General features: G+C 36.1%; 17 protein-coding genes. 11 read left to right on the plus strand and 6 right to left on the minus strand.

The features are described from left to right. Positions 1 to 98: 98 nt before the first annotated feature. The 4 genes from ACODSI_RS05585 to ACODSI_RS05600 form a co-directional block, all read right to left on the minus strand. The gene (locus tag ACODSI_RS05585; RefSeq protein WP_488915864.1) at positions 99 to 2,123 is read right to left on the minus strand and encodes a M3 family metallopeptidase; all 2,025 of its coding nucleotides are present in this window, start codon (positions 2,121 to 2,123) and stop codon (positions 99 to 101) included. Between the two features lie 65 nt (positions 2,124 to 2,188). Further along, the gene (gene purE / locus ACODSI_RS05590; RefSeq protein WP_488915865.1) at positions 2,189 to 2,674 is read right to left on the minus strand and encodes a 5-(carboxyamino)imidazole ribonucleotide mutase; all 486 of its coding nucleotides are present in this window, start codon (positions 2,672 to 2,674) and stop codon (positions 2,189 to 2,191) included. Positions 2,675 to 2,737: 63 nt separating this feature from the next. Then, positions 2,738 to 3,898, minus strand: a complete 1,161-nt coding sequence (locus tag ACODSI_RS05595) for a 5-(carboxyamino)imidazole ribonucleotide synthase (protein ID WP_488915866.1) — start codon at positions 3,896 to 3,898, stop codon at positions 2,738 to 2,740. A 43-nt stretch (positions 3,899 to 3,941) separates the two neighbouring features. Then, complete coding sequence (locus tag ACODSI_RS05600) at positions 3,942 to 4,475, minus strand: hypothetical protein (protein WP_488915867.1); 534 nt, start codon at positions 4,473 to 4,475, stop codon at positions 3,942 to 3,944. Between the two features lie 99 nt (positions 4,476 to 4,574). Here ACODSI_RS05600 and hpt point away from each other — a divergent pair, with 99 nt between their 5' ends. The 5 genes from hpt to ACODSI_RS05625 all read left to right on the plus strand — a co-directional run bounded on the left by hpt (position 4,575) and on the right by ACODSI_RS05625 (position 10,651). Continuing rightward, positions 4,575 to 5,105 carry a hypoxanthine phosphoribosyltransferase gene (hpt, locus tag ACODSI_RS05605; protein ID WP_488915868.1) on the plus strand — a complete coding sequence of 177 codons (531 nt, stop codon included), beginning with the start codon at positions 4,575 to 4,577 and terminating at the stop codon, positions 5,103 to 5,105. 35 nt (positions 5,106 to 5,140) lie between these two features. Beyond that, complete coding sequence (locus ACODSI_RS05610; protein WP_488915869.1) at positions 5,141 to 5,713, plus strand: adenylate kinase; 573 nt, start codon at positions 5,141 to 5,143, stop codon at positions 5,711 to 5,713. 118 nt (positions 5,714 to 5,831) lie between these two features. Further along, positions 5,832 to 7,109 carry a hemolysin family protein gene (locus ACODSI_RS05615; protein ID WP_488915870.1) on the plus strand — a complete coding sequence of 426 codons (1,278 nt, stop codon included), beginning with the start codon at positions 5,832 to 5,834 and terminating at the stop codon, positions 7,107 to 7,109. 154 nt (positions 7,110 to 7,263) lie between these two features. Next, positions 7,264 to 8,298, plus strand: a complete 1,035-nt coding sequence (obgE, locus tag ACODSI_RS05620) for a GTPase ObgE (protein WP_488915871.1) — start codon at positions 7,264 to 7,266, stop codon at positions 8,296 to 8,298. Positions 8,299 to 8,500: 202 nt separating this feature from the next. Then, positions 8,501 to 10,651, plus strand: a complete 2,151-nt coding sequence (locus tag ACODSI_RS05625; protein WP_488915872.1) for a S46 family peptidase — start codon at positions 8,501 to 8,503, stop codon at positions 10,649 to 10,651. 95 nt (positions 10,652 to 10,746) lie between these two features. Here ACODSI_RS05625 and ACODSI_RS05630 read toward each other — a convergent pair whose 3' ends face one another. Continuing rightward, positions 10,747 to 14,256: a DUF8693 domain-containing protein gene (locus tag ACODSI_RS05630; RefSeq protein ID WP_488915873.1), complete on the minus strand. Its 3,510-nt coding sequence runs from the start codon at positions 14,254 to 14,256 to the stop codon at positions 10,747 to 10,749. Positions 14,257 to 14,428: 172 nt separating this feature from the next. Between ACODSI_RS05630 and ACODSI_RS05635 the strand changes: the two genes are divergently transcribed. The 6 genes from ACODSI_RS05635 (at position 14,429) to ACODSI_RS05660 (ending at position 19,394) form a co-directional block, all read left to right on the plus strand. Further along, entirely contained in the window at positions 14,429 to 15,070 is a 642-nt protein-coding gene (locus ACODSI_RS05635) for a tetratricopeptide repeat protein (RefSeq protein WP_488915874.1), read from the plus strand. A gap of 45 nt (positions 15,071 to 15,115) precedes the next feature. Beyond that, on the plus strand, positions 15,116 to 16,471 hold the full coding sequence (locus ACODSI_RS05640) for a UDP-N-acetylmuramate--L-alanine ligase (protein ID WP_488915875.1): 1,356 nt from the start codon (positions 15,116 to 15,118) through the stop codon (positions 16,469 to 16,471). Between the two features lie 5 nt (positions 16,472 to 16,476). Further along, the gene (locus ACODSI_RS05645) at positions 16,477 to 17,166 is read left to right on the plus strand and encodes a hypothetical protein (protein WP_488915876.1); all 690 of its coding nucleotides are present in this window, start codon (positions 16,477 to 16,479) and stop codon (positions 17,164 to 17,166) included. Positions 17,167 to 17,262: 96 nt separating this feature from the next. Then, positions 17,263 to 17,946 (plus strand): RadC family protein, encoded by a 684-nt coding sequence (radC, locus tag ACODSI_RS05650; protein ID WP_488915877.1) that lies wholly within the window; start codon positions 17,263 to 17,265, stop codon positions 17,944 to 17,946. A gap of 3 nt (positions 17,947 to 17,949) precedes the next feature. After that, the gene (locus ACODSI_RS05655) at positions 17,950 to 18,633 is read left to right on the plus strand and encodes a YjjG family noncanonical pyrimidine nucleotidase (RefSeq protein ID WP_488915878.1); all 684 of its coding nucleotides are present in this window, start codon (positions 17,950 to 17,952) and stop codon (positions 18,631 to 18,633) included. Next, positions 18,633 to 19,394, plus strand: coding sequence for a hypothetical protein (locus ACODSI_RS05660; RefSeq protein ID WP_488915879.1), 762 nt, complete (start codon positions 18,633 to 18,635; stop codon positions 19,392 to 19,394). Before ACODSI_RS05655 ends, ACODSI_RS05660 begins: the two co-directional genes overlap by 1 nt. Here the strand turns inward: ACODSI_RS05660 and ACODSI_RS05665 are convergent. Then, complete coding sequence (locus tag ACODSI_RS05665) at positions 19,391 to 20,668, minus strand: replication-associated recombination protein A (protein WP_488915880.1); 1,278 nt, start codon at positions 20,666 to 20,668, stop codon at positions 19,391 to 19,393. The two genes, ACODSI_RS05660 and ACODSI_RS05665, sit on opposite strands and share 4 nt — an antisense overlap. Positions 20,669 to 20,774: the final 106 nt, after the last annotated feature.

The raw sequence follows: 20,774 nt of genomic DNA on the forward strand, positions 1-20,774 counted from the left end.
AAATTTTGGCAAACATACTATATTTTTAATTTAAACCCAGCAGAAAAATACTTTTGAAAATAGTTTCTGCTGGGTTGTAAACTTCTTTTTTGTGATGATTATAGTAATCCAGCGCGTTTCAATAACGCGTCAGCATTGGGTTCTTGACCTCTAAATCGTTTATACAATTCCATAGGTAATTCGGTGCCACCTTTGGAAAGTACGTTGTCTTTAAATTTGGTTGCCACTTCTGTATTGAAAATGCCTTTTTCTTGGAAATACGCAAAGGCATCGGCATCCAAAACCTCGGCCCATTTATAGCTGTAATATCCCGAAGAATATCCGCCCTGAAAAATATGAGAAAACGAGGTACTCATACAATTTTCAGCCACATCGGGATATAAATTAGTGTTTTCCATTGCCTTTTTTTCAAACGCTTTTACGTTTTCAATTGTTTGTGGTTTGGCATGATACGTCATGTCTAAAATTCCGAAACTCAATTGACGTAAAGTCGCCATTCCTTCTAAGAAACTTGCACTTTCCTTTATTTTGTCGACGTATTGTTGCGGAATGACTTCACCTGTTTCATAATGTTTTGCAAACAAGGCTAAGGCTTCGGGCTCGTAGCACCAGTTTTCCATCACCTGACTTGGTAGTTCCACAAAATCCCAATACACCGAAGTTCCCGACAAACTCGGATAGGTAGTGTTGGCCAACATGCCGTGTAGTGCGTGACCAAATTCGTGAAACAAAGTGGTTACTTCGTTAAAAGTCAATAATGATGGTTTCGTTTCGGTAGGAGGTGTAAAATTACACACAATAGAAACGTGTGGTCGTTCGTTTATGCCATCCTTGATGTATTGTGGTTTGTATGATGTCATCCAAGCGCCGTTTCGTTTTCCTTTTCTTGGAAAAAAATCGGAGTAGAAAACAGCAACCAGTTGGTTTTCAAAATCCAATACTTCAAAGGTTTGTACATCGTCGTGGTATTTATCAATGTCAAAAACTTCTTTGAACGTGATTCCGAATAGTTTTTCGGCAACGGTAAACGCGCCATGCAATACGTTTTCTAATTTGAAATAAGGTTTCAATAATTCGTCGTCCAAATTGAATAATTTTTGTTTCAATTTTTCAGAATAATACGAACCGTCCCATTTTTCCAATTGATCGATGCCGTCGAGTTCTTTGGCGAAAGCGGTCAATTGGGCAAATTCTTTTTCAGCTGCTGGTTTGGCTTTAACCAACAAATCATTCAAAAACGATTGCACTTTTTCAGGATTTTGAGCCATTCGTTCCTCCAAAACAAAATCAGAATGTGATTTGTATCCTAATAAATTAGCACGTTTATGACGTAACTCCACAATTCTTTTTACATTTTCTTGATTGTCGAATTCGTTGTTTTGAAACGCTTTTTTTCCGGCTGCGATGGCGATTTCTTTGCGCAATTCTCGATGATCGACATACGTTACAAAAGGTAAATAACTCGGAAAATCTAAGGTGAAAATCCAGCCTTCTACGTTTTTAGATTTTGCCAAACTGGCGGCCATTTCTTTAGCACCATCCGGCAAACCGTTTAAATCAGCTTCGTTGGTAATATGCAATTGATAGTTATTGGTTTCGGCCAAAACATTTTCGCCATAAGTCAATTTTAGTTTCGCTAATTCGGTGTCTATTTCTCGCAATTTTAATTTGTTTTCTTCCGAAAGTAGGGCACCATTTCTAGAAAAGCCTTTGAATTTTTTATCCAATAAAGTGGCTTGTTCAGGAGTTAAATCTAAAGTATCTTTTTGATCGTAAACGGCTTTTACTCGTTTGAACAAGTCTTCGTTTAGCGAAATGTCATTTCCAAATGCGGTTAAAAGTGGTGAGACTTCTTGAGCAATTTTTTGCATTTCATCACAAGTTTCTGCCGAATTTAAGTTGAAGAAAATGGATGATAATCGATCCAATGGTTCACCCGAATAGTCTAAAGCAACAATAGTGTTTTCAAAAGTTGGAGCATCAGAATTTGTAATTATAGCATCAATTTCGGCTTTGGCGCTTGCGATATTTTCAATAAAAGCAGGCTTGTAATCGTCCAATTTGATTTGCGAAAAAGGCGCAGTATTGTATTTGGTATGGAATGTTGATGTAAGTGTTTTCATTTTTATAGTACGATTAACCCTGTCGGAGTTTTAAACTCTGACAGGGTTTTATTAATTAAATAATTTTATTTTTTCAATTCATTAGAAGCTTTGTTGACTGCTTCTTTCAAGCTTTCTTTATAGAAAATGATTTTGTCGAGCACACATTTGTCTTGGCTTCCTATGATTTGTGCGGCCAGAATTCCGGCATTTTTAGCACCGTTTAGCGCTACCGTTGCGACTGGAACGCCACCAGGCATTTGAAGAATCGACAAAACCGAATCCCAACCGTCGATAGAATTACTCGATTTTACGGGTACTCCAATCACAGGCAACGGTGACATCGATGCTACCATTCCCGGTAAATGTGCCGCGCCACCAGCACCAGCAATAATTACTGAAATACCGCGAGTGTGGGCGTTTTTGCTGAAATCAAATAATTTTTCGGGCGTTCGATGTGCCGAAACAATATCCACCTCGGTTTCGATGTCAAATCCTTCTAAGATGTCGATGGCTTCTTGCATTACAGGCATATCCGAAATGCTTCCCATTATTATGGCTACTTTACTCATTTTGTGTTTTTTTGAATACAGACTAGCACAAATTAAATCTGTGTAAATCTGTGCAATTTGTGTTTAATTTATCTCACTAATTACTCGAATACTATTCTTCACTTCCTCAGCGATTTTTCGGGCTTCGGTCATGTTTTCATTTACAATCGTAACATGGCCCATTTTTCGGAACGGTCGTGTTTCGCGTTTGCCATAGATATGTGGAGTTACCCCATCTATCGCCATGATCTTTTCGATGTTTTCGTAAATTACAGGCCCTGAAAAGCCTTCAGCACCGACCAAGTTCACCATAATTCCAGCTACTTTACTTGCAGTAGTTCCCAAAGGTAAATTTAAAATGGCACGCAAATGATTTTCAAATTGCGAGGTATAACTTGCTTCAATTGAATAATGTCCCGAATTGTGTGGACGCGGTGCGACTTCATTGACTAAAATTTCATCGTTTTCGGTTTGAAACATTTCGACTGCCAATAAACCAACGTGATGGAATGCTTCAGAAACTTTTAAGGCAATTTCGGTTGCTTTTTGAGCCACTTTTTCATCAATACGAGCCGGACAAATTACATATTCTACTTGGTTGGCCTCGGGATGAAATTCCATTTCGACTACTGGGTAGGTTTTAACTTCACCTGAAACCGAGCGAACCACAATTACCGCTAACTCATTTTTAAACGGAACCATTTGTTCCGCAATACATTCTACATTCGGTAAAATGTCTAAATCGGATGCAGTACGCACTATTTTCACACCATTTCCATCATACCCAAATTGCGCACATTTCCATACGAAAGGCATTTCGACTTTATTTGATGTAACGGCCGATTTAAGTTCTGTTAGGTCTATAAATCGTTGGTGTGGTGATGTTGGAATGGTATTTTCAATATAAAAATCTTTTTGGCGACCTTTATTCTGAATCAAACGTAAGGTTTTTGGTGAGGGATATACAGCTAATCCTTCAGCTTCCAATTGGTCTAAAGCGTCTAGATTTACATTTTCGATTTCAATAGTAAGCACATTCACTTTTTTTCCGAATTGATAAATCGCCTCATAATCCATTAAGTCGCCTATAAAAAATTCAGTAGCTCCAAATTGACTCGGTGCTGCTGGGCTTGGATCAATTACACAAGTTTGAATGTCAAATTTTCGAGTTTCAGCCAACAGCATTTTGCCCAATTGACCGCCACCGAGAATTCCCAGTTTAAAATCGGAAGAAAAATAATTCATTTTTTGTTGTAGTTGTGTTTGCGCAAAGATAAACATTTGAAAATTATTTTAACCGCTTCAAAATATCTTTCACAGCAAAACGATAACCTGGTGTTTGATTGCTAAAATCTCTAGAAAGGATTGCTTTTAATTCGTCGTTTACCCACTCGTGTTTCTTTCCAAGTAGGTATAAAGCGCGCATTGAATAGGCTGCTGTTGCCGCTAAATCGGTATCAATTAATCGATCTAAGCAGGTTTCAATGATTTTTTCTTCTTGAAATTCGGTTAACGATATTTTTTTGTTTTGGGTTAGAAACAAACAAATTTTAGAAGTAGGACGAAGCGCTGGATCAATTTTAAAATTCGGTAAAGTTTTACAAAAATCGTCTACAAATGGTACAAACATCTCCATGCGTTCTTGACAAACTAATTCTAAGATCCAACAGGCCTTATGATGGTTTTTATCTTTGGGATTGAAGGCAATTTTGGTTAAATCGGATAAATAGCTTGGATTAGAGAAGACAAAATTTTTATTGTCATCCCTGCTTTTTCGATGTGCTGTACTTCGCGCGATTTGGTTGTAAAATTCTGCATTCATTTGGTAAATATATCAAATTAGCAAAAAACTCAAAATACTTGTTACTAAATAGTTATTAGTTCGTAAATTTGCCTCTTTATTTTTAAAAACAACACTACTATGATACATCTTCACGATAAAACTTTTGAACCGTTTATTGCTGCCGAAGAAATTGATTTTGCAATCGCCAACATGGCCAAGCAAATGGACGACGATTTTTTTGATGAGATTCCAATTTTTGTCGGAATTCTGAATGGTTCTTTTATGGTAATGTCCGATTTGATGAAACACTACAGAGGGATGTGTGAAGTGAGTTTCATGAAAATGGCTTCGTATGAAGGAACGCAATCAACCAATGACGTGAAGCAATTAATAGGGATCAACGAAAATCTAGAAGGAAGAACCGTTGTAATCGTGGAAGATATTGTAGATACTGGAAATACGGTTGAAGAATTGAAAGCAATTTTCAAATCAAAAGGTGTGAAACACTTAAAAATTGCTACCTTATTCTTTAAGCCAGAAGCCTATAAAAAAGATATTAAAATTGATTACGTTGGAATTAGAATTCCTAATAAATTCATCGTTGGATACGGTTTAGACTACGACGGATTAGGAAGAAATTTGGCCGACGTATACCAATTAGCACAATAATCTAACAATCCAATAATCTAACAATCTTAATCAAAATGATCAACATCGTTCTTTTCGGAAAACCAGGTGCAGGAAAAGGCACACAAGCTGAATTTTTAAAAGAAAAATACAATTTAACACATTTGTCAACAGGTGATATTTTTAGATTCAATATCAAAAACGACACAGAATTAGGGAAATTAGCCAAAACCTACATGGACAAAGGTGATTTAGTTCCAGACGAAGTAACGATTCAAATGTTGCAAAGTGAAGTGGATAAAAACCCACAATCAGCAGGATTTTTATTTGATGGTTTTCCAAGAACCTTGGCGCAAGCCGAAGCACTAGATCAATTTTTAGCATCTAAAAATCAAAACATCACAGCTACAGTTGCATTGGAAGCAGATGATAATATCCTAGTGGCTCGCTTGTTAGAAAGAGGAAAAACTTCGGGAAGGCCTGACGATCAAGACGAAGAAAAAATCAGAAACCGTTACGACGAATACAACCAAAAGACTGCGCCATTGATGGATTACTACAAAGCGCAAGGCAAATTCCATGCGGTTGATGGTATCGGAACTATTTTAGAAGTGAACGAACGATTGAACGAGATTTTTGATAAATTATAGTCTAATTTATTGACTGATATAAAGTTTCGAGCATTCAATTTTTTTTCAGATATTTGCACACAGAAAAGGAGCTAGATCCAAAACAAGGATACAAGCTCTTTTTTTGTAAAATACAATTATGGAAATTTTAATTATTCTTTTTTTAATACTATTAAATGGTGTTTTCTCGATGTCGGAAATCGCTCTGATTTCGGCACGTAAAAATCGTTTGGAAACCGCCGCTAAAAAAGGACAACAAAATGCCAAAGTGGCTTTGGATTTAGTAAATTCTCCTAACAAATTGCTTTCAACCGTTCAAATCGGAATTACATTAATTAGTATCTTAACAGGTATATTTTCAGGAGATAAAATCACAACCGATGTACAAGCCTTTGTTGCCACTTTTCCTGCTTTGGCACATTATGCACATACCATTGCGGTAGGAATTGTGGTTGTAATCCTGACATTTTTCTCTTTAGTTTTAGGGGAATTAGTACCCAAACGTATTGGGTTAAATTATCCTGAAACCATAGCTAAAGGGATGGCTGTTCCGATGAAGGTGATTTCACAATTGACAGCGCCGTTCATATGGTTACTCACCATTTCTACCGATGCCCTTTTGAAATTATTCAATATCAAACCTACGGCCGACGGAAAAGTTACTGAAGATGAAATCAAAGCCATTATCAAGGAAGGAACCGAAGTAGGTGAGGTGCAAGAAATCGAACAAGATATTGTAGAACGTGTTTTTCATATTGGAGATCGAAAAATTAATTCGTTAATGACCCATCGTTCGGATATTGTTTCGCTATCTATTAACGATTCGGTTGAAGAATTAAAAGCGAAAGTTTTAAATGAGTTGCATTCTGTTTTTCCCGTTTGTAATGATAGTTTAGACGAAATTATCGGTGTCGTTTCGTTGAAAGACTTGTTCTCTAATTTTGACAAAGGCAATTTCGATTTGAAAGCGATTGCCAAAGAGCCAGCTTATTTAATCGAACAGACTTCGGCATACAAAGCTTTGGAAAATTTCAAAAAAACTCGTGTTCATTATGCTTTTATAGTTGATGAGCATGCCGTTTTTCAAGGAATAATTACCCTAGATGATATTTTAGAAGCGTTGGTTGGCGATGCTTCCGATTTTGATGATGATGAATATAAATTAGTAGCCAACGAAGATGGGACGTGGTTGGTAGATGGTCAATATTCGTTGCATGATTTCTTAACGTATTTTGATATGGACGATTTAACAAATGATTATGAAGTAACTACGGTTAGTGGATTTTTCATGACAGAGTTGGGAAACATACCAAAACAAGGCGAAAAATTAATTTGGAATAAATTAGAGTTAGAAGCTCAAAAAATGGATGGCGCTAAAATTGACAAAGTGTTGATTAAAACCTATAAAGAAAATTAGAAGCGAATGGGTTGGGCATTTTTAGGGTCCATGTTCCTGCTTTCCGCTCTGCAAGGCGCCGCTTCAATCAGGGCTAGAGAGTAAACCATTTGAATAGAAACAATAGTTTTTTAGATCTATTATTAAAATCTAAAATCTAAAATCTAAAATTACAATGACAGAGGGAAATTTTGTAGACTACGTAAAAATATATGTTACTTCCGGAAAAGGAGGTAAGGGTTCTACGCATTTACACAGAGAAAAATTTATTGAAAAAGGTGGTCCCGATGGTGGTGATGGTGGCCGTGGTGGTCACGTATATATAAGAGGAAATAAAAGTCTTTGGACACTTTTTCATTTAAAATTTGTCAAACACATGCGTGCGGGTCATGGTGGTGATGGAGGAAGCTCTAGAAGTACCGGTCACGATGGTGAAGATAAATATGTAGAAGTGCCGCTAGGAACTGTGGTTAAAGACATCGAAACGGGTGAAACTCTTTTTGAAATTACCGAGCACGGTGAAGAGCGTATTTTGGCTCAAGGTGGAAAAGGTGGTTTAGGAAACTGGCACTTTAGAAGTTCAACCAACCAAACGCCAAGATACTCACAACCTGGAATGCCTTCTACGGAGTTAGATGTTATTTTAGAACTTAAAGTTTTAGCCGATGTTGGTTTAGTAGGTTTTCCAAATGCTGGAAAGTCAACTTTACTTTCTGTTTTAACTTCTGCCAAACCTAAAATTGCTGATTATCCGTTTACTACGCTAAAACCAAATTTAGGAATTGTGGCTTATAGAGAATTTCAATCGTTTGTAATTGCCGATATTCCTGGAATTATTGAAGGTGCCGCCGAAGGAAAAGGATTAGGCCATTATTTCTTACGCCATATTGAACGAAACTCAACCTTGTTGTTTTTAGTTCCAGCCGATGCAGCTGATATTAAAAAAGAGTATGAAATTCTATTGGACGAATTACGTCGATACAATCCAGAGATGTTAGACAAAGACCGTCTTTTAGTCATCTCCAAATGCGATATGCTAGACGACGAGTTGAAAGCCGAAATGAGACAGCTTTTAGATAAATCCAAATTGGGAATTCCCTACATGTTTATTTCTTCAGTGGCACAACAAGGCTTAACCGAGTTAAAAGATAAACTATGGGAAATGCTCAATGTGGAAGATGAAAAGCCAGACAACAGTCACGGTTTATAAATCCTTGAAATTATATTAAAAGCTTCGAATAAATCGGAGCTTTTTTTATTTTGAATAAATCCTTTTTTCAGTATGCTATTAAATCCTCAAAAATCACTAAATTCGCATCACTATTTTTAGCAAATAAGCTGTTTAAAGTGTAACTTATTTCATTTTTGACAGACTATTAGCTCACAAACAATTAACCTTATATATTTTTAAGATGAAAAAAATTATTTTATCCTTAATCGCTGCCATCATGCTGGTTCCAATGAGTGCAAAGGCAGATGAAGGAATGTGGTTTTTAATGTTCATTGAACGTTTGAACCACCGCGACATGCAAAAAATGGGCTTGCAATTGACAGCCGAAGAAATCTACAGCATCAACCACCACAGTTTGAAAGATGCTATTGTGCAATTTAATGGAGGGTGTACGGCCGAAATTATTTCTAAAGATGGTTTGGTATTGACCAATCACCACTGTGGATACGATGGAATTGCCGAACTTTCTACTCCTGAACACAACTTGCTAAAAGATGGTTTTTGGGCAGCCAATAGAGCTGATGAGAAAAAACCGTCTAGTTTATACGTACGTTTCTTTGTTCGTATGGACGATTGTTCGAAACGTATTTTAGCAAAGGTAAACCCATCAATGAGTGAGGCGGATAGAGAAAAAGCCATTAATGCCGAGATTGCTTTGATTGAAAAAGAAAACAATGAAGGTGGAAAATATACGGTATCAGTTCGTTCCTTTTTTCAAGGAAATGAATTTTATTATTTTGTGTATCAAGATTATAAAGACGTTCGTTTAGTTGGTGTTCCGCCAGAAAGTTTGGGAAAATTTGGTGGTGATACAGACAACTGGGAATGGCCACGTCAAACCGCCGATTTTTCTATGTTTAGAGTATACGCTGATAAAGATGGAAATCCAGCCGATTATTCTGTAAATAATGTTCCGTTGCAACCAAAACACTATTTACCAGTAAACTTGAGTGGTGTAAAAGAAGGTGATTTTGCTATGATTTTGGGTTATCCTGGAAGAACCAACCGTTGGATGCCAGCTGGCGGAATCGAGCAAAACGTAAAATTTGCTTATCCTGCATGGGTTGAAGGTGCTAAAACCGGTATGGATAACATGAAAAAATATATGGAGCAAAGCGACGCACTTCGTTTGGTTTATGCTTCCAAATATGCTTCTACGGCAAATTATTGGAAAAATCGTCAAGGAATGATTGACGCTTTATCTAAAGCAGAAACATCTAAATCTAAAGCAACTCAAGAGGCTAAATTTGACAAATGGGCAAATAAAGCGGCAAATAAAGCTAAATATGGGAATGTTGTTGCCACAATTAATAAATTCTATGGGTTGACTAACGAGAAAGCTCGTCACGATAACTATTTACAACAATTACTTAGAACATCTGCTTTTGGTCCGGTTGGAAGAACGTTAGGGAAACAATTGGATAACTATGTAAAAGCCGATGCTGCCAAACGCGCAACTATGGCACCTCAAATTTTAGAATTTGCTACTAAATTCTTCGAAGATTTATATATACCAGCTGAAAAAGATATTTTGGCAGCACAATTAAAATTGTATGCTACAAAATCTACAGGATATACTATTGCGCCAATGGTTAAGAAAATTGGTGATGACAATAAAAATGATTTTTCTAGCTATGTTAATTCAGTGGTTGATTTGAGTATTTTTTCTTCTTTGGATAAAGTGAAAGCATTTTTACAAGTTCCAAGTCAAGGCATGTTAGACAACGATCCATTGTATGTTTTGTCGAATGATATGTTGACGCATTTCAATTCAAAATCAGATGAAATTGCTAAAGCTCAAAACGATTATGGTGCTGCTTTCCGTCTATTAGTAGAAGGTTTACGTGAATCAAAAATCGGAGCGATTAAATATCCAGATGCCAATTCAACGTTACGTCTAACTTATGGAAAAGTTCGTGCTTTACCAGCGGACAAACGCAATCCAGTTGCCATTAATAACTACACGACATTAGACAGTCAAGTTAAAAAATACAAAAAAGGTGACGAGGAGTTTGATTTACCAACCAAAGTTTTGGAAATGGCTAAAAACAAAGATTACGGTCGTTATGGCGATAAAGACGGTTCGCTTCACGTAAATTTCTTAACGGATAATGATATCACTGGAGGAAACTCAGGGTCACCAGTTCTTAACGGAAAAGGAGAATTAATTGGTATCGCTTTCGACGGAAACATTGAAGCGATGGCAGGTGACGTAATTTTTGATAAAAAACTACAAAGAACCATTAATGTTGATATTCGTTATGTATTGTGGGTGATTGAGAATTTCTCAGGAGCAAAACACATTGTAGATGAAATGACTTTGGTGAAATAAAAACTCGAAGCACAATTTCCAGGGTACAAAGTTGAAATAAAAAACTCCGAATTAAGAAATTAGTTCGGAGTTTTTTTATTTAAAAATGTATCAGTTTATTGCACAACTTTCTGATTTACATAAGTGTCATCATTCAAAATCGTTTTGATGATATAAACACCCTTAGAATAATTGAAATCAGTTTCAAAAGAGTTGGAATCAGATTTTAAATTGACAACCATTATTTCTTTTCCATTGATGTCATACACAAGTACTTGTTTGATGCTGTCAAAAGCTTGAATTTTCAATTTTTTATCATTCAAAAATGTAGTTACACCACGAGTAACAGGATTTTGAGGGTCGTTTACAGCAAGAGTATTATTGGTTGTATACGTAAGTTTAAAACGAGTATTGTCCTCTAAACTAGCAGTTATCACAGTATATGGACTTATTTTTAAGTCGTGGTAAATGTTTTTTAAGCTATCATATAAATAGATTGTCTGATTAGTATTAAAAATTCCTTCTTTATCAGTTAATGTAAGTGTAAATGATTCTTTGTTCGTATTGGTTTTTGTAATCCCTAAGGGAATTTGATCATTGATGTCAAATATAGGTCTTCCATTAATTGAAAATTTATCATTGTCAATTACAGTATACAATTTTACAGCACTAACACTATTTCTAGGAGCATCATATAAATTATCAATGCCATAAGTAGCACCTTGCAAATGAGCAACCAATATTTGATTGAAAGCTCCATCAGCATTAGTTAAGGTTAACCAATAGCGATCAACAATTTCAGTTCCAGGTACTGTAGCGTTGGAAGTATTTTTAAAAAACAGATTGTTGTTTCCGCTAACTCTCATCGTATTGGTAAAATAAGCATCAACATTATTTTCAAATCCGCGTACAAAAAATCCTTGACCCGAATTGATGAAGCCAGTAGGAGCACCTTGACTGTTAGCACTAACACCACCTGAAAAATTCCAAGAGGCATAATCGGCAGTTGTATAAGGTCCTGTTCCAGAGTAGTATGTGTTTGATGTCCAAAAATAAACCGCACCTAGATGAGTGTTTAAGGATAAAAATTCTCTGGCACTGATGGCACTTGGATACGGATTACTAATCAAGTTGTAATTTTTTTGATTAGTTGTTACTTGATCTTCCGTTAAAATAGTTCTTCTCACAATTCCATTATTAGCGGTACCGTTAAAAGTGAATGATATTGGTCCACCACCAGCGTTAAATGGAGCTATATTTTTAACACGAGTGATGAATCCTTTTCCAGATAATGTTGGAGACGATAGATTAGTCCATCCGCCTCCAATGCCTGAATTCCATTGGTATTTTAAATCGGTTTCTGCTGGAAAAGTGGTAATGTTTTCTACAATTGGTGAACCCCAATAAATGTAGTCATAGCGTCTTTTGTTGATAGTATTTTTAGTCAAAATAATCTTCGGTCCAGGTGCTGCATTATTTCTCTGAATGAAACTTCCTTCACTAGCAATGGTTATGGTACCTGCTCCAGAATATTCGTCTAAAACTTCTATATTAACTCCGTTGGCAATTGACATAGGTGCATTTAAAGTCAATGAACAACAAGTAAAACCCGATCCAGAATAGTTACCATTAATGATTGCGTTGGTAGTACTATTTGGAGCACCAGCACTCCAAGACGATCCGTTCCAGGTTGTTGATGCAGTACAATTAGGTTTTTGTTTTACTAAAAAATTATCGATGTACATATTATAACCCCATTCAGAATGGAATAAAAAGGCGATATAAATTTGCGGTTTATTACCAGCACCAGTAGGAAGTACTACTGTTTTTCTGGACCAAGTTCCGTTTGGAGCTTTTCCAACAACATGACGTGGAAAATACCCTGCGCTTTCCCATGAAATCCCATCTGAAGACCATTGAACAGTTACACCTTCTCTAATGTTGGTTGAGTTAATATTAGTAAAACAAGTGCGTTCCATTTCCAGCCAGTCAAATTCTACTTGAACATATTGTATTCCAGAAGTGTTTATGGAAGGAGAAATTAGCTGTTCTTTAAACTCGGTACAGTTTCCTTGACTAAAATTCCCACTAATTACAGGGCTGAAAGAATTATATTTGATCATATTGGTACTTCCTGCTTGTAGATTGTGAACAAAAGACGTTGTTGATCCGTTGCAGGTTTCTTGAAGGTTAGTATCACTTGCAGAAATAATAATTCTTGATGTTGCATTGGTATTAGGAGCTCCAGTTCCATTGCTTTTGGTAGGATTGACCAAATTTGTTGTCCAACAATTTGGCAAATATATAGTTTCAAAATTCTCAGTATAAGGAAGTGTTTTTGCAACAGAGCAATTCGGAGTAGGTTGCACTACCAAAGTGTCTAACGAACAATTGCTTCCTTGTGCTGACACAAATCGAAGGCTAACAAATACTAATGGCTTATTTCCAACAACTGCTGGAAGCGTTATGGTTTTTAAATTCCATCCCCATTGGGTTACACTGTATCTAGTGATTAGATTTCCTACTTGTGTAAAGTTAATTCCATCAGTAGAATATTCAACGTAAACACCGTCATTTTTTGCTGCATTAGAACTGTCATGATACCACTGAAATTGTACATCAACACTCGTGATTCCTGTAGTTGAAAACGAAGGAGTAATTAGTCGAGTACTGTTGCCATTTGCAATATTTGCCGAATTCCAATATACATAACGAGTTCCTTCATAGGGACTGGTTGTTGGGTTAGAATTGTTTGTTTGAAATTGAATTGACGAACTTCCAGTAATATTTTGTTGTGACCAGCATGATGGAAGCGTTCCGCTTGAAGCAGTGTTGAATCCTTCGACAATATTTAAAGAAGTTGCGGCACCAATAGTGTAAGTTATTTTAACTAATCCTTGTGCTCCGTTACCACCATTTATGGTACCTGATGTTCTGTAGGCTCCAGAACCACCTCCACCATAGTTAATACCAGGTTTTCCAGCAGTGTTTTGTGCCACTCCAGCGCCACCAGCACCGCCATTGGCATTTCCACCTGTACCAGCACTACCCAGAATTGAAGTGCCGCCTGCCGCTGTACTTCCTGCACCGCCACCAGCACCACCCGTTAAACCTAGTAATGCATTTCCGGCACTACCGTTTCCACCAGCAAAGAGTGTTGTACCAATGCTTGCTGCTGTAGTTCCTCCAGTTCCACCTGCACCAGTAGTGGCACCACCGGTTCCACCAGCGGCTACTACTAAGTTGGTTCCAAAAGAGGTATTTCCGCCATTAGCTCCATTGGTTATGGCTGTTGATCCATTACCACCGGTTCCAATAGTAAAATTGTAGGTTGTTCCCGTTGTGACTGATAGTGTAGAAGAGGCATAAGCGCCACCACCACCGCCACCAGGATAACCTGTTGTGCTTCTTGCGCCACCGCCACCGCCACCCCAGCATTCTACTGTTATGGAAGTTACCCCACATGGAACTGTAAAAGAACCTGATGTTGTAAACGTTTGTGAAGTTTGCGCTTTAATTGTATTTGTATAAAGTGCTATAACAAATAAAAGTAATAATTTAAAATATCTATCGAAACCAGTATCGCTAGATAATTTAAAAATAGATTCGGGGTCAAATTTTCTCATTATTCAATTTTTCAAAGCATTTACGAATAAACATTAAGGTTGGTTTTATTTTATTTAATAAACTATTTTCAATTCAAACATTCAGATACAGAACCAATTTCTTATTTTTGAAAAAATAATTCAAAAGATGAAATTTATAACGTTTATTTTATTGCTTTTTTCCTTTAAAATAATGGCGCAATCCGACTTTGAAAAGGCTGAAAAATTATATAAGCAAGATAAATTTGATCAAGCCAAAGTACTATTTGAATCGTATTTAAAAACTAATGCAAGCAATTATAAAACAATAGAATACTTAGGTGATATCGCTGGACATCAAAAAAAGTGGGATGAAGCCATTAAACAATATAAAATTTTAAAGAATCAGTTTCCAACTTCGGCCAATTACCATTATAAATATGGAGGTGCTTTAGGGATGAAAGCCAAATCAGTCAGTAAATTCAAGGCTTTGGGAATGATTGATGAGGTTGAAGAATCATTTTTAACAGCAGCAAAACTTGATCCAAAGCACATCGATTCCCGTTGGGCATTAGTTATTTTGTACATTGAATTACCAGGAATTATTGGCGGTAGTGAAAAGAAAGCACAGAAATATGCTGATGAACTTTATGTACTTTCTAAAGTGGATGGTTATTTGGCAAAAGGGTACATTGATGAATATTTTGAACGCTATACCAAGGCCGAAAAAAACTACATTAAAGCTCATGAAATTGGTAATTCCAAAACTACATTTCAAAAATTATACAATTTGTATTTGAATAAAATTAAAGACAAAACCAAAGCACAAAAATTAAAAGAACAATTTGAAAAATAGTTTTCAGTTTACAACAAAATAAACCGAGAACCGACAATAAAAAAAATGAGAACACATTTCATAGCCATAGGTGGCGCAGCCATGCACAATTTAGCATTGGCATTACATAATAAAGAATATCAAGTTACGGGTAGCGATGATGCCATATTTGAACCGTCAAAATCTAGATTGGAAAAGAAAGGGTTGCTTCCTATTGAATTGGGTTGGTTTCCCGAAAAGATTACTTCTGATATTGAAGCCGTCATTCTCGGAATGCACGCCAAAGCAGATAATCCAGAATTGTTGAAAGCACAAGAATTGGGATTGAAAATTTATTCGTATCCCGAATTTTTATACGAGCAATCTAAAAATAAAACCCGTGTCGTAATTGGAGGTTCACACGGAAAAACAACCATTACATCAATGATTCTTCACGTGATGCATTATCATAATATTGAGGTAGATTATATGGTTGGAGCCCAATTAGAAGGGTTTGATACTATGGTTCATCTTACACACGAAAATGATTTTATTGTTTTAGAAGGCGATGAATATTTGTCTTCACCTATAGACCGACGTCCAAAATTCCATTTGTATCAACCTAATATTGCATTGCTGTCTGGCATTGCATGGGATCATATTAATGTGTTTCCCACTTTTGAAAATTATGTAGAACAATTTGAAATTTTTGTAAATCAAATTACAAAAGGCGGTATTTTGGTGTATAATGAGGAAGATGCATCGGTTAAGAATGTTGCTGAAACATCCTCAAATGCCATTCGTAAAATTCCGTATCAAACACCAAATTATTCGGTTGAAGACGGGACTACCCTATTAGATACTCCCGAAGGACCAATGCCTATTGAGGTCTTTGGTGCTCATAATTTAAATAATCTGGCTGGTGCCAAATGGATTTGCCAATGCATGGGTGTTGATGAAGCCGATTTTTATGAAGCCATTGCCAGTTTTAAAGGGGCTTCCAAACGATTGGAAAAAATAGCCGAAGGCAAAGGCAAAGTAGCTTACAAAGATTTTGCGCATTCGCCAAGTAAAGTTGCTGCAACAACTAAAGCAGTAAAAAATCAATATCCTGATAGAAAATTAATTGCGTGTTTAGAATTGCATACGTACAGCAGTTTGAATGCCGAATTCTTAAAAGAATACCAAGGCGCGCTGGATGCAGCCGATGTTGCGGTGGTTTTCTACTCGCCAGATGCCGTAAAAATCAAGCAGTTAGAAGAAGTAACTTACGAGCAAATTGCACAATCGTTTCAACGTGAAGATTTAATCATTTATACCAATCCAGCCGATTTTAAAAATTTCTTGTTCAGTCAAAATTTCGATAATTCGGCGTTGTTGTTGATGAGTTCGGGTAATTATGGCGGATTGAATTTTGATGAGGTTAAAAATCTAATGCAGTAAATTTTTTGGACAAAAGAAGAAATAACATTCTCAAAGAGAAGCGAAACCATAACAAGAAGCTGTTCCAACAAGAAAGCAGTAAACTTTATGTGCTTTTTTTGGTTTTTGTATTATTTGGTTTGGCCAATTGGATGTTTTGGGTAGAACAATTTTTAAATTTGGATTACCGCTATTACCTTCTTTTTCAAATATTACCCATTGGAATAGGAGTAGTGTATTTTAATTTGAAATACAAACAATATTTCGATTACAAGGTAAAATCAAAGTTTAGTATTTATACCATTATTCTCTATTTGTTCTACGGAATATTTAGTTTGATGTTGTCATACGCGAGTTTTGGAACTGCTTCTAATGTAGTATTTAAATCGTTAATGTATTATTCGACTTCCGATGTTAAATCCAATATCGAGAAATATCGAATTACCAATCTTTATAATCCATTACAATACAAAAGAACGCGGAGGCAAAGGCAACATATTCATTTTCAGAAAAATTTCTACCTCGATTATAAAAAAGACGGATTTAAAGAACAACGAATCAATATTTCGATTTATGATTCTGAAAACAATTACTTATTAGATGTAGAGAAACAAGAGGTTGTTAATCAAACGCTTGTTCTAACAACTAAAAAAGGGTTTTGGAATATCGAAAAAGTCGAGGATATCGCCGTTGAATGGGTTACTTTTCATAAATAATATATTCAATTTTATAAGTAAACTAAATTTTCAATCTGTTTATTTTGAACGCATTGAAAATTTATTTTCATTTGTATTTTTAAACGCCAAAAACATATGTATACACCAATCAACCAATGGGCTGAAGACGACCGCCCAAGAGAAAAATTTCTATTAAAAGGGAAAAGCTCACTTTCGGATTCTGAATTATTAGCGGTTCTCATAGGCTCGGGTTCACGCAACGAAAGTGCTGTTCAGTTGTGTCAGCGCATCTTAGCGACAACAAATAACAATCTAAACCAACTCGGCAAATTATCCATCCAACAACTTACCGAATTCAAAGGAATAGGAGAAGCCAAAGCCATTTCTATTGCTGCAGCTTTAGAATTGGGTAGAAGGCGTAGGGCAGAAGAAGTTCCTGTTTTAGACAAAATTACTTCTAGTAAAATTGTATTTGAAATCATGCAGCCTATTATTGGCGAATTACCGCACGAAGAATTTTGGGTCTTATTTCTCAATAATTCCAATAAAGTGATTCATAAAGCCCAATTGTCAAAAGGCGGTATCACCGGAACTATAGTTGACAATAGATTAATTTTTAAAACGGCATTGGAATATAACGCAACTTCGTTAATTTTGACGCACAATCATCCGTCTGGAAAATTGCAAGCCAGTGATGCGGATAAAGAAGTGACTCGAAAATTGAAACTGGCAGGACAACAGCTCGATATTTTAGTGCTTGATCACATCATTATTACCGAAAATGGCTATTACAGTTTTAACGACGAAGGCATCTTTTAAACCATGAATCAGATTACCGATATTTTTTTCGATTTAGATCATACGCTTTGGGATTTTGATAAAAATTCTGAATTGGCATTCGACAAGATTTTTAAAGAGCAGCATCCCAATGTTGATATTAAAGAATTTGTAGCCGTTTATGCACCCATCAATCAAGCGTGTTGGAAACTCTATCAAGTCGATAAACTATCACACGACGAATTGCGGTACAAACGTTTGAAAGATTCGTTTGATGCCCTAAATTATACCATTTCAGATGATGATATTCATCAAATGGCCATCGATTATATTACTTTTTTACCCGAAAATAATTTACTCTTTGAAGGCGCTGAAGAAGTGTTAGACTATCTAAATCAAAAATACAAACTGCACATTATTACTAATGGTTTTGCCGAAGTTCAGTATAAAAAACTAAAAAATTCGGGTATTGCAGACTATTTTGTTTCGGTAACCAATTCGGAAATGGCAGGAGTAAAAAAACCACATCCTAAAATATTTGAATACGCCTTAACACAAGCCAATGCCGAAAAACAAAACAGCATCATGATTGGCGATTGCATCGACGCCGATGTTAATGGTGCTTTAGATTTTGGAATAGACGCAATTTTTTTTAACGAAAGTAAAATAAAAATTCCATCACACATTAAAGAAGTAAATCACTTAATTGAATTAAAAAAATACCTGTAATGAAAAAATATATTCTATTGTTTTTATTGGCTTTTGTAACTGGATTTTCTCAAAATCTTAATGAGTATAAGTATGCTATAGTTCCTGCAAAATTTTCTTTTTTGAAAGAGGAAAATATGTATAATTTGAATGTTTTAACTAAGATGTTTATGCAGAAATATGGCTTCGAAACCTATCTTAGTAATGAAACCGCACCCGATGATTTTGTAAATACCAATTGCAATAAAGTTTTTGTTGATGTGATACCCAGCAATGGCATTTTTACCACTAAAATTAAAGTTGTGATTAAAGATTGTAAAGGAACAATTTTGTGTTCTTCAGAAGAAGGTTCGAGTCGCGATAAAGAATACCGAATTGCCTACAACGAAGCATTGCGTATGGCGTTTGATAGTTTTAATATCTTAAAAATACACCAATATAAACCTTCAGAAAAAAAAATGGGAATGATTGGGGAACCAACTCAAACCGTTGCGAAAACTCAAACTGAATCACCAAAGTCTGAAGAAGTGAAACCATCAGTACCTTCTTTGGAAGCTCTTTTTGCCAAACCTTTTGGAGAAAATGGGTTTCAATTACTAACCAACAATACGAATGTACCGCAGTATGTTATGACGGTGTACAAAACGTCGTCTGCAGATTGTTACATAGCTAGTAAAGATAGTAATTCAGGGGTTTTATTGAAAAAAGGTGGTAATTGGTTTTTTGAATATTACAAGGAAGGAAAGCTGGTTTCAGAACCCATTTCGATTGTAAATTTCTAATACCCGTATTTATCTTTCCAACGGTTTTTTAAAAATTCTCTGGTACCGTTTTCTCTTGAATTATTTCCAGGTTCGTAGAATTTAGTTGCTTTAATAGCATCTGGTAAATATTCTTGTTCGCTAAAATTATTGGCATAATTGTGTGAATATTGATATTCGTCGCCATAGCCCAATTCTTTCATCAATTTGGTTGGAGCATTTCGCAAATGTATTGGTACCGGTAAATCTCCAGTTTGTTTTACTAAAGCTTGTGCTTCACCAATCGCCATGTAACTCGCATTACTTTTGGGAGAAGTGGCCAAGTAAACCGCACACTGACTCAAAATAATTCTACTTTCAGGATAACCAATAGTAGAAACGGCTTGAAAAGTGTTATTCGCCATAATGAAAGCCGTCGGATTGGCATTGCCAATATCTTCACTGGATAAAATGAGCATGCGTCGGGCAATGAATTTAACATCTTCACCACCTTCAATCATGCGTGCCAACCAATATACCGCGCCATTGGGATCACTACCACGAATCGATTTAATAAATGCCGAAACGATGTCGTAATGCTGTTCACCTGTTTTGTCATACAGTACCGTATTCTGTTGTACCAATTCTAAAACTTTATCGTTGGTGATGGTTATTGGACCTTCGGGACTGGCATTCACAACCAATTCGAAAATGTTTAATAGTTTGCGTCCGTCGCCACCCGAAAGGCGTAACAACGCTTCCGATTCTTTGATTTTTATTTGTTTAGACGAAATGAAAACATCTTGTTTCATGGCTCTATCCAGAAGCGATAATAAATCGTCTTTGGTAAACGGATTTAAAACATACACCTGACAACGTGACAATAACGCCGGAATTACTTCAAAACTCGGATTTTCAGTCGTAGCGCCAATTAAAGTTACCCAGCCTTTTTCAACAGCTGCCAACAATGAATCTTGTTGCGATTTGCTAAAACGATGGATCTCGTCAATAAATAAAATGGGATTTTTAGCCGTGAACAATCCGCCACTTTGTTTCGCTTTTTCAATCACGTCGCGAATGTCTTTTACACCCGAATTTATGGCACTCAATTCGTAAAACGGACGTTGACTTTGTTTGGCAATAATTTGTGCCAACGTAGTTTTTCCAGTGCCTGGTGAACCCCAAAAAATCATAGACGGAATCACACCACGCGCAATTTGCTGTGTTAGCGAACCGCTTGGTCCAACCAAGTGCAACTGACTGATGTAATCTTCTAATTTCTGCGGACGAATGCGTTCGGCTAAAGGTGCTTCCATTTTAATTTGAAAATGTGATAATTTGGAGATTTGAAAATGCACTTTGAATTTGGATGCCCTATTTCAATTCAAACACGCACTTTACAAATTTAATTATTATAAATCA

The organism is Flavobacterium sp. FG139 (assembly GCF_057809695.1).

Bases quoted from the DNA above. Each gene is read 5' to 3' on its own strand.
- ACODSI_RS05585 (WP_488915864.1), bottom strand. From the start codon at position 2,123: ATGAAAACACTTACATCAACATTCCATACCAAATACAATACTGCGCCT.
- ACODSI_RS05630 (WP_488915873.1), bottom strand. From the start codon at position 14,256: ATGAGAAAATTTGACCCCGAATCTATTTTTAAATTATCTAGCGATACT.
- purE (WP_488915865.1), bottom strand. From the start codon at position 2,674: ATGAGTAAAGTAGCCATAATAATGGGAAGCATTTCGGATATGCCTGTA.
- ACODSI_RS05615 (WP_488915870.1), top strand. From the start codon at position 5,832: ATGGAAATTTTAATTATTCTTTTTTTAATACTATTAAATGGTGTTTTC.
- ACODSI_RS05660 (WP_488915879.1), top strand. From the start codon at position 18,633: ATGAAAAAATATATTCTATTGTTTTTATTGGCTTTTGTAACTGGATTT.
- hpt (WP_488915868.1), top strand. From the start codon at position 4,575: ATGATACATCTTCACGATAAAACTTTTGAACCGTTTATTGCTGCCGAA.
- ACODSI_RS05600 (WP_488915867.1), bottom strand. From the start codon at position 4,475: ATGAATGCAGAATTTTACAACCAAATCGCGCGAAGTACAGCACATCGA.
- radC (WP_488915877.1), top strand. From the start codon at position 17,263: ATGTATACACCAATCAACCAATGGGCTGAAGACGACCGCCCAAGAGAA.
- ACODSI_RS05640 (WP_488915875.1), top strand. From the start codon at position 15,116: ATGAGAACACATTTCATAGCCATAGGTGGCGCAGCCATGCACAATTTA.
- ACODSI_RS05595 (WP_488915866.1), bottom strand. From the start codon at position 3,898: ATGAATTATTTTTCTTCCGATTTTAAACTGGGAATTCTCGGTGGCGGT.
- ACODSI_RS05665 (WP_488915880.1), bottom strand. From the start codon at position 20,668: ATGGAAGCACCTTTAGCCGAACGCATTCGTCCGCAGAAATTAGAAGAT.
- ACODSI_RS05610 (WP_488915869.1), top strand. From the start codon at position 5,141: ATGATCAACATCGTTCTTTTCGGAAAACCAGGTGCAGGAAAAGGCACA.
- ACODSI_RS05635 (WP_488915874.1), top strand. From the start codon at position 14,429: ATGGCGCAATCCGACTTTGAAAAGGCTGAAAAATTATATAAGCAAGAT.
- obgE (WP_488915871.1), top strand. From the start codon at position 7,264: ATGACAGAGGGAAATTTTGTAGACTACGTAAAAATATATGTTACTTCC.
- ACODSI_RS05625 (WP_488915872.1), top strand. From the start codon at position 8,501: ATGAAAAAAATTATTTTATCCTTAATCGCTGCCATCATGCTGGTTCCA.
- ACODSI_RS05655 (WP_488915878.1), top strand. From the start codon at position 17,950: ATGAATCAGATTACCGATATTTTTTTCGATTTAGATCATACGCTTTGG.